Origin of the sequence: Parvularcula dongshanensis, assembly GCF_014199615.1 — a bacterium.
GTDB lineage: Bacteria > Pseudomonadota > Alphaproteobacteria > Caulobacterales > Parvularculaceae > Parvularcula > Parvularcula dongshanensis.
The window spans coordinates 510,271-523,623 of sequence record NZ_JACHOB010000001.1 but is presented as its reverse complement, the minus strand read 5'-3'; the positions used below and the strand labels follow the sequence as shown (position 1 = coordinate 523,623).

General features: G+C 68.8%; 16 protein-coding genes. 7 read left to right on the top strand and 9 right to left on the bottom strand.

All coding sequences use genetic code 11. From position 1 onward, the window contains the following. Positions 1-14 precede the first annotated feature (14 nt). The gene (gene ubiB, locus GGQ59_RS02445) at positions 15-1,532 is read left to right on the top strand and encodes a 2-polyprenylphenol 6-hydroxylase (RefSeq protein ID WP_183815490.1); all 1,518 of its coding nucleotides are present in this window, start codon (positions 15-17) and stop codon (positions 1,530-1,532) included. Further along, positions 1,529-2,737, top strand: coding sequence for a bifunctional phosphopantothenoylcysteine decarboxylase/phosphopantothenate--cysteine ligase CoaBC (gene coaBC, locus GGQ59_RS02440; RefSeq protein WP_183815488.1), 1,209 nt, complete (start codon positions 1,529-1,531; stop codon positions 2,735-2,737). The genes ubiB and coaBC overlap by 4 nt, the downstream gene beginning before the upstream one ends. Here the strand turns inward: coaBC and GGQ59_RS02435 are convergent. The 6 genes from GGQ59_RS02435 to GGQ59_RS02410 form a co-directional block, all read right to left on the bottom strand. After that, entirely contained in the window at positions 2,734-3,690 is a 957-nt protein-coding gene (locus tag GGQ59_RS02435) for a TraB/GumN family protein (protein WP_183815486.1), read from the bottom strand. The two genes, coaBC and GGQ59_RS02435, sit on opposite strands and share 4 nt — an antisense overlap. Before the next feature lie 64 nt (positions 3,691-3,754). Continuing rightward, positions 3,755-4,756 carry a mechanosensitive ion channel family protein gene (locus GGQ59_RS02430; RefSeq protein WP_183815485.1) on the bottom strand — a complete coding sequence of 334 codons (1,002 nt, stop codon included), beginning with the start codon at positions 4,754-4,756 and terminating at the stop codon, positions 3,755-3,757. Between the two features lie 53 nt (positions 4,757-4,809). Beyond that, entirely contained in the window at positions 4,810-5,028 is a 219-nt protein-coding gene (locus tag GGQ59_RS02425; RefSeq protein ID WP_221400839.1) for a DUF3072 domain-containing protein, read from the bottom strand. Positions 5,029-5,115: 87 nt separating this feature from the next. Then, on the bottom strand, positions 5,116-5,649 hold the full coding sequence (locus GGQ59_RS02420; RefSeq protein WP_183815483.1) for a hypothetical protein: 534 nt from the start codon (positions 5,647-5,649) through the stop codon (positions 5,116-5,118). Between the two features lie 69 nt (positions 5,650-5,718). Beyond that, positions 5,719-8,073, bottom strand: a complete 2,355-nt coding sequence (locus GGQ59_RS02415; protein ID WP_183815482.1) for a TonB-dependent receptor — start codon at positions 8,071-8,073, stop codon at positions 5,719-5,721. A 74-nt stretch (positions 8,074-8,147) separates the two neighbouring features. Then, positions 8,148-9,149, bottom strand: a complete 1,002-nt coding sequence (locus GGQ59_RS02410; protein WP_183815481.1) for an ABC transporter ATP-binding protein — start codon at positions 9,147-9,149, stop codon at positions 8,148-8,150. A gap of 124 nt (positions 9,150-9,273) precedes the next feature. Here GGQ59_RS02410 and GGQ59_RS02405 point away from each other — a divergent pair, with 124 nt between their 5' ends. Both GGQ59_RS02405 and GGQ59_RS15530 read left to right on the top strand, forming a co-directional pair. Continuing rightward, on the top strand, positions 9,274-9,489 hold the full coding sequence (locus GGQ59_RS02405; RefSeq protein WP_183815480.1) for an alpha/beta fold hydrolase family protein: 216 nt from the start codon (positions 9,274-9,276) through the stop codon (positions 9,487-9,489). Positions 9,490-9,550: 61 nt separating this feature from the next. Then, positions 9,551-9,955: a zinc-finger domain-containing protein gene (locus GGQ59_RS15530; RefSeq protein WP_221400838.1), complete on the top strand. Its 405-nt coding sequence runs from the start codon at positions 9,551-9,553 to the stop codon at positions 9,953-9,955. On the opposite strand, the gene GGQ59_RS02395 is transcribed toward GGQ59_RS15530, so the two are convergent. Then, the gene (locus tag GGQ59_RS02395; protein ID WP_183815478.1) at positions 9,876-10,418 is read right to left on the bottom strand and encodes a hypothetical protein; all 543 of its coding nucleotides are present in this window, start codon (positions 10,416-10,418) and stop codon (positions 9,876-9,878) included. The genes GGQ59_RS15530 and GGQ59_RS02395 overlap by 80 nt on opposite strands. Positions 10,419-10,490: 72 nt before the next feature. Next, positions 10,491-11,036 (bottom strand): DUF2244 domain-containing protein, encoded by a 546-nt coding sequence (locus GGQ59_RS02390; RefSeq protein WP_183815476.1) that lies wholly within the window; start codon positions 11,034-11,036, stop codon positions 10,491-10,493. A gap of 122 nt (positions 11,037-11,158) precedes the next feature. Between GGQ59_RS02390 and GGQ59_RS02385 the strand changes: the two genes are divergently transcribed. The 3 genes from GGQ59_RS02385 to pyrF are packed head-to-tail and all read left to right on the top strand — an operon-like array spanning position 11,159 to position 12,912. Beyond that, on the top strand, positions 11,159-11,494 hold the full coding sequence (locus GGQ59_RS02385; protein ID WP_183815474.1) for a DUF2853 family protein: 336 nt from the start codon (positions 11,159-11,161) through the stop codon (positions 11,492-11,494). Between the two features lie 51 nt (positions 11,495-11,545). After that, the gene (gene nth / locus GGQ59_RS02380; protein ID WP_183815472.1) at positions 11,546-12,232 is read left to right on the top strand and encodes an endonuclease III; all 687 of its coding nucleotides are present in this window, start codon (positions 11,546-11,548) and stop codon (positions 12,230-12,232) included. Further along, positions 12,229-12,912: an orotidine-5'-phosphate decarboxylase gene (pyrF, locus tag GGQ59_RS02375; protein WP_183815470.1), complete on the top strand. Its 684-nt coding sequence runs from the start codon at positions 12,229-12,231 to the stop codon at positions 12,910-12,912. Before nth ends, pyrF begins: the two co-directional genes overlap by 4 nt. Here the strand turns inward: pyrF and GGQ59_RS02370 are convergent. Next, positions 12,909-13,313: an SET domain-containing protein gene (locus GGQ59_RS02370; protein WP_183815468.1), complete on the bottom strand. Its 405-nt coding sequence runs from the start codon at positions 13,311-13,313 to the stop codon at positions 12,909-12,911. The two genes, pyrF and GGQ59_RS02370, sit on opposite strands and share 4 nt — an antisense overlap. Positions 13,314-13,353 lie beyond the last annotated feature (40 nt).

Below are 13,353 nucleotides of genomic sequence, written 5' to 3'. Positions count from 1 at the left end.
TCACAAGCCGCCCCATGATCCGCGGCCTCCTCGACATCTTCCGCCTCGTCCGCGCCGCCAGCGTGCTCGCGCGTCACGACGCGCTCATCCCGGCGGAGTTCGCCGAGTATGTCCCCCCCGGCGTGCGCGTCTTCGGCGCCGTCAGCCGCATCGGGGCGAAGGACAGGCACCTGCGCCCCGGCCAGCGCCTCGCGCGCGCGCTGGCGGGGCAGGGGCCTGCCTACGTCAAGTTCGGCCAGCTCCTCGCGACGCGCCCCGACATCGTCGGGATGCAGATGGCAGAGGACCTGACCGAGCTTCAGGACCGCATGCCGCCCTTTCCGACCGAAGAAGCGAAGGCGGAGATCGAGCGCGCCTTCCGCCGGCCGCTGGAGACGATGTTCTCCGAGTTCTCGGACTCGATCGCCGCCGCCTCGATCGCGCAGGTCCACAGGGCGCGGTTGACGACGGGCGAGCTGGTCGCGGTCAAGGTCCTGAGGCCCGACATCGAGAAGAAGGCGCGCAAGGAGTTCCGCGTCTTCCGCCTCGGCGCGAAGATCGTCGAGACCCTCATCAAACCCGCTCGCCGGATGCGGCCCGTCGCCTTCATCGACACGCTGGCCGCCGCCGCCGAGGTCGAGCTCGACCTTCGTATCGAGGCGGGCAGCGCGTCCGAGATCAAGGACAACCTGAAGGACGAGCCGCGCATCCGCATCCCCGAGACCTACTGGTCTCACTCCACGCGAAGGGTGCTGACGACGGAATGGATCGACGGCACGCCGGTCACCGACGGCCGCGCGCTCGACGCCCGCGGCGCCGACCGGCAGGGCCTCGCCGTCCTCGCCATGCAGACCTTCCTCAGGTCAGCGCTCGAGGACGGCTTCTTCCACGCCGACATGCATCAGGGGAACCTGTTCGTGGACAAGGAGGGGCGACTCGTCCTCCTCGACTTCGGCATCATGGGCCGAATGGACGAGGAGAGCCGGCGCACCTTCGCGACCATCATCTACGGCTTCATCAGGCGCGACTACCAGGCCGCCGCCCGCGCGCACTTCGACGCCGGATGGATCCCCGCCCGCTACGACGTCGGCGCCTTCGCGACCGCGCTTCGGTCCGTCGGCGAGCCCATCTTCGGCAAGTCGGCCGAGGACATGGACATGTCCCGCGTCCTCCAGCAGCTCTTCGACGTGACCGAGGTGTTCGACATGCACCTGCGGACCGAGCTCGTCCTCCTCCAGCGCACCATGGTCGTGGTCGAGGGCGTCTCGCGCGTCCTCGACCCCAACATCGACCTTTGGGCCGCGGCGGAGCCCATCGTGCGGTCCTACGTGACGCGGAGAGTGGGGCCGCGCGCGACCCTGCGCATCCTCCGCGAGAACGCGAAGGCGGCCGGCGAGCTGTTCGAGGCCTTCCCCGAGTTCGCCGCCGCGGCCGAGAACGCTGCGGCGCAGCTCGCCAATGGCGGGCTCAGGCTCTCCGATGATACGGTGGAACGCCTCGCCGCCGCGATCAGGGGCGAGCCCATCCGCAAGACCGAGGAGACTGCGCCGTGACGACCCGTTCCGTCCTCCTCGTCATCGGCGGCGGCGTCGCCGCCTACAAGGCACTCGAGCTCGCCCGCGAGCTTCGGCGGCGGGGCATCGGCGTCACCGGCGTCCTCACGCGCGGCGGGGCGGAGTTCATCACGCCCCTCTCGGTCGGCAGCCTGACGGGCGCCAAGTGCTACACCGAGCTCTTCGACCTGACGGACGAAGCGGCGATGGGGCACATCGAGCTTAGCCGTTCGGCGGGTCTCGTCCTCATCGCGCCCGCCACGGCCAACATCCTCGCCAAGGCCGCGACCGGCCTCGCCGACGACCTCGCCTCCACCCTCCTCCTCGCGACGGACAAGCGCGTTCTCTACGCGCCCGCCATGAACGTGCGGATGTGGGAGCATCCGGCCGTGAAACGCAACGTCGAGACCTTGCAGGCCGACGGCGCCCTCTTCGTGGGGCCCGAAAAGGGCGAGATGGCTTGCGGCGAGTTCGGCTATGGCCGCCTCGCGGAGCCGGCCGCGATCGCCGACGCGGCTGAAGACGCGCTCAGGGGCGAGGGCGGGGCGCTCTCTGGGCGCCACGTCGTCGTCACCGCGGGGCCGACGCACGAGCCGCTCGACCCCGTCCGCTACGTCGCCAACCGCTCCTCGGGCAAGCAGGGCTACGCCATCGCCCGCGCCTGCCGTCAGCTCGGGGCGCGCGTGACGCTCGTCGCCGGGCCGACCGCGCTGCCCGACCCGCGCGGGATTGAGACCGTGCACGTCGAGACCGCACGCCAGATGCTCGCCGCGTCCGAGGCCGCCCTCCCGGCGGACGCCTTCGTCGCCTGCGCGGCCGTGGCGGACTACCGCCCCGCCTACGAGACCGAGCACAAGGTCAAGAAGGAGCGCGGCGGCCTCACCGCCATCGACCTGACCGAGAACCCCGACGTCCTGGCCTCGATCGCGAGGCACGCTTCGCGGCGCCCGGCGCTGGTCATCGGCTTCGCCGCCGAGACGGACGACGTCCTGGGGCACGCGGAGGCCAAGCGGGCGCGCAAGGGGTGCGACTGGATCGTCGCGAACGACGTCTCGCCCGGCACGGGCACGATGGGCGGCGACCGGAACGCGGTGACCCTCATCACCGGCGAAGGCGACGAGGCCTGGGAAGACCTGCCCAAGAGCGAGGTCTCCCGCAGGCTGGCCGAGCGCATCGCGGGCGCGCTCGGCCCCGCGCCGGGCTAGAGGCGTTCGGCCTCGTAGCCCTTCTCTTCGAGGTAGTCCTGCAACGAGTTGTCGCCGGCAAGGTGCCCGGCGCCGACCGCGACGAGGAAGGTGCCCTCTTCGGTCTCAATGAGGGTCTCGAGTTCGTCGGCCCAGTTGCGGTTGCGCGCGTAGAGCAGGGTCTCGGCGACGCCCGGCACTTCCTTGAAGGCCTCGTTCATCGTGTCCCCGACGACGTCCGGCCGGCCGTCATACCAGGCGCCGATCAGACGGGCGTAGAAGCCTTCCATGTCCGACAGGTCCTCGGCGCTCTCCAAGAGGTAGTCGGCCTGCTCTTCGTCCTCCCCCTCGGCGAGCATGCGGATCTGCTGCTCCGGGGTCTCGAAGAACCGCATCGTCTTGCCGGCTTCCGCCGCGTCCGCCGCGATTAGCATCTCGACGCCGGCGGCGGGATCGCCGCCGATCTTCTGAAGGCTGAGAACGCCGATCGTCAGCCCGGCGAGCCACGGCCTGAAGGGATCGAACTGGGCGACCGTCACGCCGAGCGGTTCGAGCGCCGTGTTGAGCTGTGCGAGCTCCTCCTCGTCATAATAGCTCGACAGCGTCACCCCTTGCGGGTTCATGCCGAGTTGCGGGACGAGTTGTTGCATCTCGGCCTGCGCCGCCGGCGAGGTCACGTCCGCCTCGAGGTAGATCGTATCGGCCGCCGCGAAGGCGGTGTCGAAGGCGTCGTTCTGCCAAGCCGTCCCCTGGCGCAGGAGGTGCACGGTGCCGAGGAGGTAGACGGTCGTGTCCTCGTCGCCGACGCGCCACATGGCGACGTCCGACTCGCCTTGCGTCGCGGCGGCGAGGCTCTCCGGCGTCTCGTAGGGCGGCAGGCTCTCTTCGGCCTCCGCTTGTTGGGCAGGGCTCTGCGCGCAGGCCGCGAGCATCAGGACGCTCGCCGAAGCGAGCCAGTGGCGGATCTTGGTCATGGGATCGGTTCCTCCTCTACCCGTAGAAAAGGTAGTCAAGGACACACGACATGTAAAGCCTCTTTTACAAGCCGTCCTTCTGCTCGTCCCGCTCGTCCGGCGTGAGCCTTCCGAGCCGAAGCGGTTCCTTGAAGGTCAGCGTACGGTAGGGGAACGGGATCTCGATGCCCGCCTCGTCGAGCGCCCGCTTGATCGCGGCGACGACCAGGTCTCGGCTCTTGTGGAAGCCGACCGGCTCGGGATCGGCCCACCAGCGCACCGTGAAGTCGATCGAGGACGCGCCGAACTCCTTGGCGAAGACCTGAGGCTGCTTCGGCGACTTGCCGAGGTCGAGCCCGCCGATCGCCTGCTCGATGACGCTGCGGGCCTGGTCCACGTCCTCGTCGTACGCCACGCCGACCACGATCTCGTAGCGGCGGAAGTCCGGGTCGGTCCAAACCGTCACCGGGTTCTCGAACAGGTGCTTGTTGGGCACGATGACGAGCTCGCCATCGGTCTTGCGCAGGTAGGTGTCGCGCAGGTTGATCTCTTCGATCCTGCCCTCGACTCCTTCGCTGTCGAGGTAGTCGCCGACCCGCATAGAGCGGCGCAGCATGATCAGGACGCCCGCCATGAAGTTCTGGAAGGTGTCCTGGAACGCGATGCCGATGATGATCCCGCCGATGCCGAGGCCGGACAGGATCGCGGCGGGGTCGAGCGAGGGAAAGACGATCGTCGCCGTCGTCAGAAGGCCGAGGACCCAGATCATGACCCGGGTCAGCGTGGCGGCGAGGTCGCTCAGCGAGCGCCGCGTACCGGCCCGCCGGGTCGCTTTTCGCGCCAGGCGCGAAAGCCCGGCGGCAAGCGCCCAGGTGAGGATGAGGACGATGAGGCCGACGACGAGCAGCGGCAGGAGCCGGACGAAGCTCTCATACATGCTGACGAGCCGGTCGAGCAGCAAAGGCACGAAGCCCTCCGCCTCGACCGGCGTATTACCGGGAAGGATGCCGTTCGGGTCGGCGCCGTCGGCCGGCGGGGCGGGCGGGGTCTGGGCGGGCGACGGCGCCTGGCTCTGGTCCTGCTGCATCGGCGGGAGCTAGAGCGCGGCGCTCTTCGCGCCACCCGTCGCGGCGGAAGCCCCTACTGGCCTCGGCCCGTCTTCTCCTGAAGCTCGTCGATCCGCTTCGAGGCGTCGGCCTTGTTCAGCTTCGGATCGAACTCCTCGCCCGCCTCCTCGCTCAGCGTCTTAAGGTAGCTCGCCTGGGCGCCGGTCATCTCCTCGTCGCCGGTGGTCCAGTTGTCTGGATCCTTCTGGGCGTTGGAGGGGGCTTCGGTCTTGGGGTGCTCGGTCGTCGTCATGGGAAGCTCCATCTAGAATGTTCTCTCAACGTTCCAGATGGGCCTTGGTGCCGCCGAGCAAACCCCGCGCTCGGGCTCGTGAAGGCGTCAGTCGTCTTGACGGACGCGAATGGTCCGCCCGAGCGGCTCCAGGCGCATGCGGCGGCTGCCCAACGCCCCTTCGCGGATGGTCGCGGTCTTGATGTCGTCGACTTTGCGGGAAAGGTCCGTGCTATCCGAGTTCAGTTGACGCCAGACCTCGCCGTTGGCGAGCGTGATGTAGGCTTTGTCCCGCGCGCTGAAGTCGATCCGGGCGACCGGCATGTCTTGGGGCAACGCGCCGTCGGGGCCTTCGCTTCGCTGCGGCGGGGTAGGCGACGGGCTCGCGGCGTAGGGGGAGCCGGCGCTCGGCGCGGCGCGGGGCGCGGGGTAGGGCGTCGCCGACGCGGAAGGGGCAGGCGCTGGCTGCGGCGGCAGCAGCATGTCCTGCCGCATCTGCCGCAGGGGCTGGGCGGTCCGGTCGTAGCAGGCGAGCCGCGCGGCGCCGTCGGACACGTCCATGCAGGCCATAACGCCTTGCTCGACGGGCGAGAGGAGCGAGTCCTGAAGCGCGATCAGGGCGAGGGTCGTAAGAAGCGGCATGGCGGACCGTATGTTGCGTGGCGCCCAGCCTAGACCGTTTCGGAAACGAAGGTCAGCCCGTGACGCGCCTTACCGGTCGAGGGTCAGCTCGATTCCGACGAGGCGCCCCTTCTTGAGTGGCGAGGACGTGCCTGCGGCGGGCGAGCCGAACGGCACGGGCACGCCGGTCGAGTAGGGTCCAAGGCCGAAGTCCGCCGGAAGCTGCGTGTCGTTGCCGACCTGCACCTCGTCGAGCAGGTTCTTGCCGTAGATCGACACGGTCAGCCCCTCATAGGGGGTCCGCCAAGCGATGTTGGCGTCGAGCCTGTACGCCGACTGAACCCAGCCGAGGTTGCTGTCGGTGTAGGCGAGCCTGTCGCGATGCGCGAAGCTTATCCGCGTGACGACTTCCCCGCGATCGCCGAGGCTCAAGTCGTGGACCACGCCGAGGCCCCAGCTCGCCGCCGGCACGCGCGGCAGGTCGAGGCCGAGGTCGACGCCGTCCACCACGCCGTCGCCCGACAGGTCGTATCGGACCTCGTCGTACTCGGCGTCGATGAGGCCGAGATTCGCGTTCAGTAGCAGGCTGTCCGTCAGGACGACCTGCCCGTCGACCTCGAGGCCCAATATGCCCGCATCGGCGGTGTTGGCGATGTTCTGCACGACCGCAGCGCCGGGGGCGGCCACGTTGACCTCGCGCTGCATGTCCGAGACGTCCGTGTAGAAGACGGCGCCGTTGAGGGTCAGGCGGCGATCCTCGGTCTGGAACTTCGCGCCTGCCTCGTAGGCGTCCACGGTCTCTTCGCGGGTCGCGAAGTCGCCGCCATTCCCCTCGGCGACGATCCGGTCCAGGAACAGCGCGACGTCGGTGATGCGGAAGTTGTAGCCGCCGGAGCGGAAGCTCTTCGTGTAGGTGGCGTAGAGAAGCGCTTCGGGCGTCGCTTGGTAGCGCAGGCCGAGCTTCGGCGTCAGGTTCGACCAGTCGTCCTCGTCCCGAAACCCGTTCGGTTCGCCCGTATAGGGGTTGGTGCCTTCGGTCGGACAGTCCCCGCCGACGACGGAGCATTCGGGCCGCGGCCGGACGTAGGTGACGGCCGCGTCCTTCTCTTCGCGCGACCACCGCAGCCCGCCTGTCAGCGTCAGGCGTTCCGTGAGCGCGTAGTCCGCCTGTCCGAAGAGGCCGTAGACGGTGTGATCCTGCTGACCCCCGCCGAAGAAGGGCGGCGGCGCGTTCGGGTTCGGTGCTTCGGGCAGGTCCACGCGTCCCGCGCCCGGAACGATCGTGTTGAACGGCAGGTCCCGCACGAGGAAGCGCGCCTCGTCATAGGCCACGTCCTGTGAGAAGGCGTAGAGGCCGGTCGTCACGTCCCATCGGTCGAACGTGCCGGCGTAGCGCAGCTCGTTCGAGATCTGGCGCTGATCGAGCGCGGTCGCGGTGTGGAACAAGAAGCGCTCGCTCGCGTCGAGGTCGCCGCGCGTGGTCTCTTCGGCGTCGCGCCAGCCGAAGATGTTCGTGATCCGGCCCTCGCCGAAGTCCACCTCGAGGTCCGCCTTCAGCGTCCCGAACCAATGCTCGTTCTTCGCGTCGCCTTCCTCGTCGAGCCGGAAGGAGAAGCCGTCGCGGTCGTGAAAGCCGCGGTTCTGGAAGGCGGGGCCCTGACCGTCCCCGTCGAGACGTTCGATCTTGCCGAGCAGCGTCAGACGCTCGGTCGGCATGAACTCGAGCGCGCCTCGAAGGACGGTGGTCGTCGCCTTGCCGAAGTCCTGACCGTTGAAGCCGTTCTCGAAGTAACCGCCGTCCTTGTTGAGGTAGGCGCCGACCTTGCCGTGCAGCACGCCAGGAACGATCGGACCCGAGACGACCCCGGAGGCGTAGGAGTTCCACGTGCCCCGGCCACTATCGATGGGCGCCTCGGTCGCAAGGCGGCCCTTCACCCGCAGCGCCGCTGTCGGGTCGCCCGTATTCACGAGCACGGCGCCGCCGGTCGTGTTGCGCCCGAAGAGAAGACCTTGGGGGCCGCGCAGGACCTCGACCGACGAAAGGTCGAAGAGGTCGAGCACCACGCCCGAGTTCACGCCCATGTAGACCCCGTCGACGAAGACGCCGACCGCAGGGTCGATGGACGGGATGGAGGAGTTCACCCCGAGCCCGCGGATCGCGAAGTTCGCCGTGCCGCGCGTCGTGCCGATGTCGTCGAGCGCGACGTTGGGCGCGGTGAAGCTGAGGTCCTCGAGGTCGCGAACGTGGAGGGCGTCGAGCGTCGTCTCACCATAGGCGGTCATCGCCACGGGCACGTCCTGCACGTTCTCGGCGTTCGCGCTCTTGGTCGCGGTGACGACGATCACGTCCGTCAGCGCGTCGATCGCGGTTTGCTCCTCGTCCTGCGCGGCGGCGGGAACCGTCACGAGCAGGCCGAGGGCGGCAGGGAAGAGGGGGCGCAGCATTCTGGGGCTCCTTCGCGCCTTGGCGACGTCTTGAAGAAGCGAATTACCACACCCCGATTAAACGAATGTTATGGCTACCGGGCGGCAACCTTGTCATCCGCCCCGTAGGTCAACTCCAAGAACACGTCCTCGAGGTCGGCTTCGACCGTCGAGAGGTCCTTCACGCTGATCCCGGCCTCGTTGACGGCCGAGAGGATGTCCGCGACCCGCGTCTCGCTCGGCCGGTAGGAGACGTAGAGCGTGTCGCCGCGCAGCTCCGCCCCGCATAGCGGGCCGAGCTCGGGCACCGCGCTCAGCGGGGTCTCCGGCACGATGGTCAGCGCCTTCCTGTCGAGGCTGGCGATCAGCTCGTCCTTGGGCTTCACGGTCTTCACCTCGCCCTGGTGGATGATGCCGATCGTATCGCAGAGCTCCTGCGCCTCTTCGAGGTAGTGCGTCGTCAGGATCACGGTCACGCCGCGGTCGTGAAGCCGCATGACCTGCTCCCAGAGCTGCTTGCGAAGCTCGATGTCGACGCCCGCCGTCGGCTCGTCGAGGATCAGGACGGGCGGGTCGTGCACCATGGCCTTGGCGACGAGGAGCCGCCGCTTCATCCCGCCGGAGAGGAAGCGGACATAGGAGTCCGCCTTCTCTTCGAGGCCGAGCGAGCGGAGGATCTCCATCGTCCGGCGCTCGGCCTTGGGCACGCCGTAGAGCCCCGCCTGGATCTCGAGGCCTTCCTTCGGGGTGAAGAAGACGTCCGTCGACAGCTCCTGCGGCACGACGCCGATCGAGGCGCGCGACTGGCGCGGGTTCTTGTCGATGTCGAAGCCCCAGATCTGCACCTCGCCCTCGGTCTTGTTCACGAGGCCGGCGAGGATGTTGATGAAGGTCGACTTGCCGGCGCCGTTCGGGCCCAAGAGCCCGAAGACGGAGCCGCGAGGGATCGTGAGATCGATGCCCTTGAGCGCCTCCTTCGGCCCGGACTTCTTGTTGCCCTTGTAGACCTTGCGCAGGCCGCGCGCGACGATCGCCGCGTCGAGGGCCTTGGCGGTCTCGGCGGCGGGCCGGTCGGGGAGGGTTTGGGTGTCTGACATGGGCGGCATGTCGGTCCGGCGGTGCGGCGCGTCAACGATGCGGATGCCCGCCTTCGCAGTGCGGCGCCGAAACCGGAACGGGGACCGGCGCGTTCTCTCCTCGAAGCAGCCTTGCGGAGGCCTCGTGCCCGTCTTCGATTCCCGCGACGATTTGGACGCGTTCGGTGTGCCGACGCCGATCGTCCACGGCACCGCCGAAGAGACCGTTCGGGTCGGGGCGTCGGGCGACCGGACGGCGAAGCTCGTGCGCGGCGCGGCGTACGAGCGCGCCCCGCACGGTCTCCTCGCAACGCGGGCTCAGCGCCTGACGGACGACCTCAAGGCCTTCTTGAGAAGCTGAGGGATAGGTGCGAACAGGCGGCGCGCCCATGCGTGCGCCGCCGCCAGGTTAGAGGAAACCCATGTCCGACAAGCAGCCCTTCCACAACCAGCCGCGCAGCTTCGACGAGATCTTGGACGAGATCGTCTACGATCGAAACGCGATGGAGGTGACCTTCACCGATCAGCGCCGCGTCGCCTGCATGGGCTCGGGCGGCGCGCTCGGCCATCCCCGCGTCTTCTACACGATCGGCGACAAGGGCTACGCCGAGTGCATGTATTGCGACCGGGTCTTCGTCCTCGATCCCGCCCGGGCCGGCCAGGTCTACGACCCCGGCACGGACGAGCGGACCGAGGAAGGCGAGCGCAACCGCCAGCAGACGATCGAGGAGCGCCCCGGCGACGGCCTCACCGAGAGCGCAACACCTCCTCCCGGAGAAACCCTGGAGTCCGGGCATGATACCGTCTCATCGCCACGGCGACGATGAGGATCCAGAAGAACAGTAGGCCGAAGAAGTAGTAGAAGCCGGCCCAGCCCTGCAGGATGTAGGAGAGCGCCTCGGGGCTCACCCGGCGCGCGATCGACGCCGTGCCGCTGTCGGAGAAGTAGATGCGGTTCGCCGCTTCGCCGGGCTGCGCGATCAGGCCCGCCCGCTGCGCGTAGTAGGCGGCGCCGCTCATCAGCGCCAAGAGAACCGGCGTGCCGAGGGCGAAGGCGGTGATCGCGCCGAGCAGGTAGGTCGGATAGCGCGGCCGCTCGACGCGGGCGTAGATCGCGCGGAACCGCTCGAGCGTCATGCCTTCCATCAGTTCGGGGTCGCGCGCGCGGTGGCGTTCGTACTCTCCCGCCGCGCCCTCGGTCAGCTCCGCTTCGATGCGCCGGCGCCAAAGCCAATGAAGCGCCCATAAAAGGCCCAGCAGAACGGCGCAGGCGGTGACGAAAACGATCATGAGGTCCCTAAGAGAAGTCGCCGCCTCAGATAAGAGCCGGGACGACCAAGGTAAACGCGCCTGACCGAAGCGTCACGCGCGGGCTTCGAGAAGCGCCCGGTCCAGCGCCTCGGCGAGCTCGCCGCGCTCCTTCGGGCTCAGGAAGCTTCCGACGATCAGCGTCCGGCCGTGCTGGCACAGATGGAGCTGCGTCTCGTGCCGGACCGGCCGGTCGATCCGAACGCGGGCCCGCCAGGGGTCGAGCCGCCAGCGCGTCTCGTGGCCGGACGGCAGGACGCGGCTGACCCACAACGCGTCCTCGGTCAGCATGATCCGCTCGTGCCGCCGTCCCGAGACGTAGGACGCTTGGAAGGCGAGCCAGACGATGACGATGTCCGCGCCGCAGAAGAAGGCGACCGGCCAGGCGCCGAGGGTGACGTAGACGACCGCGTTGATCAGATTGGCAAGGATCACGACGCCCAAGACGCGCTTGAACCCGTCCGGCGACAAGGACCGGTTCGGATACAGAAGAGCGTGGAAGCGAAAGTCGTCCTCGGCCGCCACGGGGTCCAGCGGCTTCGCTGCCGCCTTGCCGACGGCGGCGGGGGGCATGTCCTCTATGATCGCGCTGCGGGCCATGCCGCCGCCTTACGCCTCCGCGCCGTCGCCGCAACGCGCGAAGCGCCGCGGCCTGTCCTCACCGATTTGCGATCGCGTCCGAAACGGCTTAACTTTCGTTGAGAGGACAGAGGAGGAACGTCATGGCCATCGACCACGAAGCGCATCTCGAACGCGTGCGGAAGTACGACCCCGGCGCCGATGCCGACGTGGTGAAGGCGCTGGTGCGCCGTCTCAACATCGTGCTGCAGAACCGCGACGCCGTGACGGTGGCCTGTTCGGACGAAGACGAGCTCAAGAGGATCCGCGACGGCTTCGCGAAGAAGACGCTGGATCTCGGCGCGAGCCACGACGACGCCGCCATCATGAGCGCGATCCAGGAGGTCTGCGTGCAGATGGCCGACGCCCGCGGATCGAAGCACCGCGTGCCGTTCTACTACCTGCTCGCGAAGAACACGGGCACGTTGGACAAGCTCTAGGAGCGGCGCGCCGCCGCTTCCGCTTCCCCGCGCAGCGGGCTAGGCGGGGGCATGCCACGTCCCCTGCCGAAAGCCGCGGTCGCCGAGTTCTACCGGCGGCTGCGAGACGCTCTGCCGGAGCCCAAGACCGAGCTCGACTTCCGCAGCCCCTACACGCTGGTGGTCGCGGTCGCGCTGTCGGCACAGGCGACGGACGTATCGGTCAACAAGGCGACGCGGCCGCTCTTCGAGGTCGCGGACACACCAGAGAAGATGCTGGCGCTCGGCGAGGAGGGCCTGGCCTCCTACATCCGTACGATCGGGCTGTGGCGGAACAAGGCGAAGAACGTGATCGCCCTCTCCCGCATGATCGTGGAAGAGTTCGGCGGCGAGGTGCCGACGAGCCGCGAGGACCTGATGCGCCTGCCGGGGGTGGGGCGGAAGACGGCGGACGTCGTGCGCAACGTCGCCTTCGGCCATCCGACGATCGCGGTCGACACCCACATCTTCCGGGTCGCGAACCGCACGGGACTCGCGGCCGCGAAGACCGCCGACGCCGTCTCGGACCGGCTCGTGAGGCGAACGCCGCCCGAATACGCATACTCGGCGCATCACTGGCTGATCTTGCACGGCCGCTACACCTGCAAGGCGCGGCGGCCCGAATGCTGGTCTTGCGTCGTCGAGGACCTCTGCGGTTACAAGGACAAGACGCCCGCTCCCCAAACCGCCTCCAAGACCGCTGAAGAGACCGCGCCGTGACCGACCCCCGCCTCATCGTCGCCCTGGACCTGCCCTCCGTCGAGGAGGCCGAGACCCTGATCGCGCTGCTCGCCGACGCCGTCTCGGTCTACAAGGTCGGCTATCAACTCCTGCCCTTGGGCGGCTACGAGCTCGCCCGGCGCCTGCACGCCCGCGGCAAGGGCGTCTTCGTCGACGCGAAGCTCCTCGACATCGGCGCGACGGTCGAGCGGGGCGTGCGCTCCATCGCCCGCAACGGCGCGGACATGGTGACCGTCCATGCCGACCCCGACACGATCGAAGGCGCGGCCCAAGGGCGGGGCGACGCGGCGCTCGACATCCTCGCCGTCACGGTGCTGACGAGCTGGGACGGTGAGGCGCTGCGCGCGCACGGCATCGAGGGCTCGGTCCTCGACCTCGTCCTGCGTCGGGCCGAGATGGCGGCCGTTCACGGCGCCGACGGCGTCATCGCCAGCGCGGGCGAGGCGCGCGCCATCCGCGAACGCTTCGGCGACACGCTCAAGATCGTCACCCCCGGCATCAGGCCGAAGGGGGCGGCGGCAGACGACCAGAAGCGGATCACGACGCCGGCCGAGGCCATCGCGGCGGGGGCCGACCGTCTGGTGGTCGGCCGCCCGATCGTCCAGGCGGCCGATCCCGTCGGCGCCGCCCGGGACATCGTCGCGGAGATCAGGACCTAGGCCGCGACCAGCGACAGGTTCCTCGGTCCTTGGTGGATGGGTTCCTCGAACAGGAACTCGCGATAGTCGCAGGTCAGCTCCTCGCCGACCGCGATGTCGCGCAGGGCGTAGCCGACCTCGGGACCGCTGAAGTTCGTGTTCGGGGTCTCCGTGTGGTTCATGTAGCGCCCGTCGTCGACGTCGAGCACCAGAAAGCCCGGCCGCGTCATGTGCGGATAGGCGTAGCGGTCCAGGAAGACGCGGATCTCTTCTGGGGCGTCCTCGAGGTCCGAGACCGGGATCACCCGGTCGAAACGCTCGTCCATACGCCAGATGGCGTCGCCCTTCTTGATCGGGACCCGGGTGAAGACGCCGAGGCCCTCGATCGACGAGGGGGCGAGGTAGGTGGGGATCAGCATCATGCTGAAGGGTTCCTCACGCGAAGAAGCCGCGCCGTCCCGC

Bases quoted from the DNA above. Each gene is read 5' to 3' on its own strand.
- ubiB (WP_183815490.1), top strand. From the start codon at position 15: ATGATCCGCGGCCTCCTCGACATCTTCCGCCTCGTCCGCGCCGCCAGC.
- GGQ59_RS02435 (WP_183815486.1), bottom strand. From the start codon at position 3,690: ATGACCAAGATCCGCCACTGGCTCGCTTCGGCGAGCGTCCTGATGCTC.
- GGQ59_RS02430 (WP_183815485.1), bottom strand. From the start codon at position 4,756: ATGCAGCAGGACCAGAGCCAGGCGCCGTCGCCCGCCCAGACCCCGCCC.
- GGQ59_RS02425 (WP_221400839.1), bottom strand. From the start codon at position 5,028: ATGACGACGACCGAGCACCCCAAGACCGAAGCCCCCTCCAACGCCCAG.
- GGQ59_RS02420 (WP_183815483.1), bottom strand. From the start codon at position 5,649: ATGCCGCTTCTTACGACCCTCGCCCTGATCGCGCTTCAGGACTCGCTC.
- GGQ59_RS02415 (WP_183815482.1), bottom strand. From the start codon at position 8,073: ATGCTGCGCCCCCTCTTCCCTGCCGCCCTCGGCCTGCTCGTGACGGTT.
- GGQ59_RS02410 (WP_183815481.1), bottom strand. From the start codon at position 9,149: ATGTCAGACACCCAAACCCTCCCCGACCGGCCCGCCGCCGAGACCGCC.
- GGQ59_RS15530 (WP_221400838.1), top strand. From the start codon at position 9,551: ATGTCCGACAAGCAGCCCTTCCACAACCAGCCGCGCAGCTTCGACGAG.
- GGQ59_RS02395 (WP_183815478.1), bottom strand. From the start codon at position 10,418: ATGATCGTTTTCGTCACCGCCTGCGCCGTTCTGCTGGGCCTTTTATGG.
- GGQ59_RS02390 (WP_183815476.1), bottom strand. From the start codon at position 11,036: ATGGCCCGCAGCGCGATCATAGAGGACATGCCCCCCGCCGCCGTCGGC.
- GGQ59_RS02385 (WP_183815474.1), top strand. From the start codon at position 11,159: ATGGCCATCGACCACGAAGCGCATCTCGAACGCGTGCGGAAGTACGAC.
- nth (WP_183815472.1), top strand. From the start codon at position 11,546: ATGCCACGTCCCCTGCCGAAAGCCGCGGTCGCCGAGTTCTACCGGCGG.
- GGQ59_RS02370 (WP_183815468.1), bottom strand. From the start codon at position 13,313: ATGATGCTGATCCCCACCTACCTCGCCCCCTCGTCGATCGAGGGCCTC.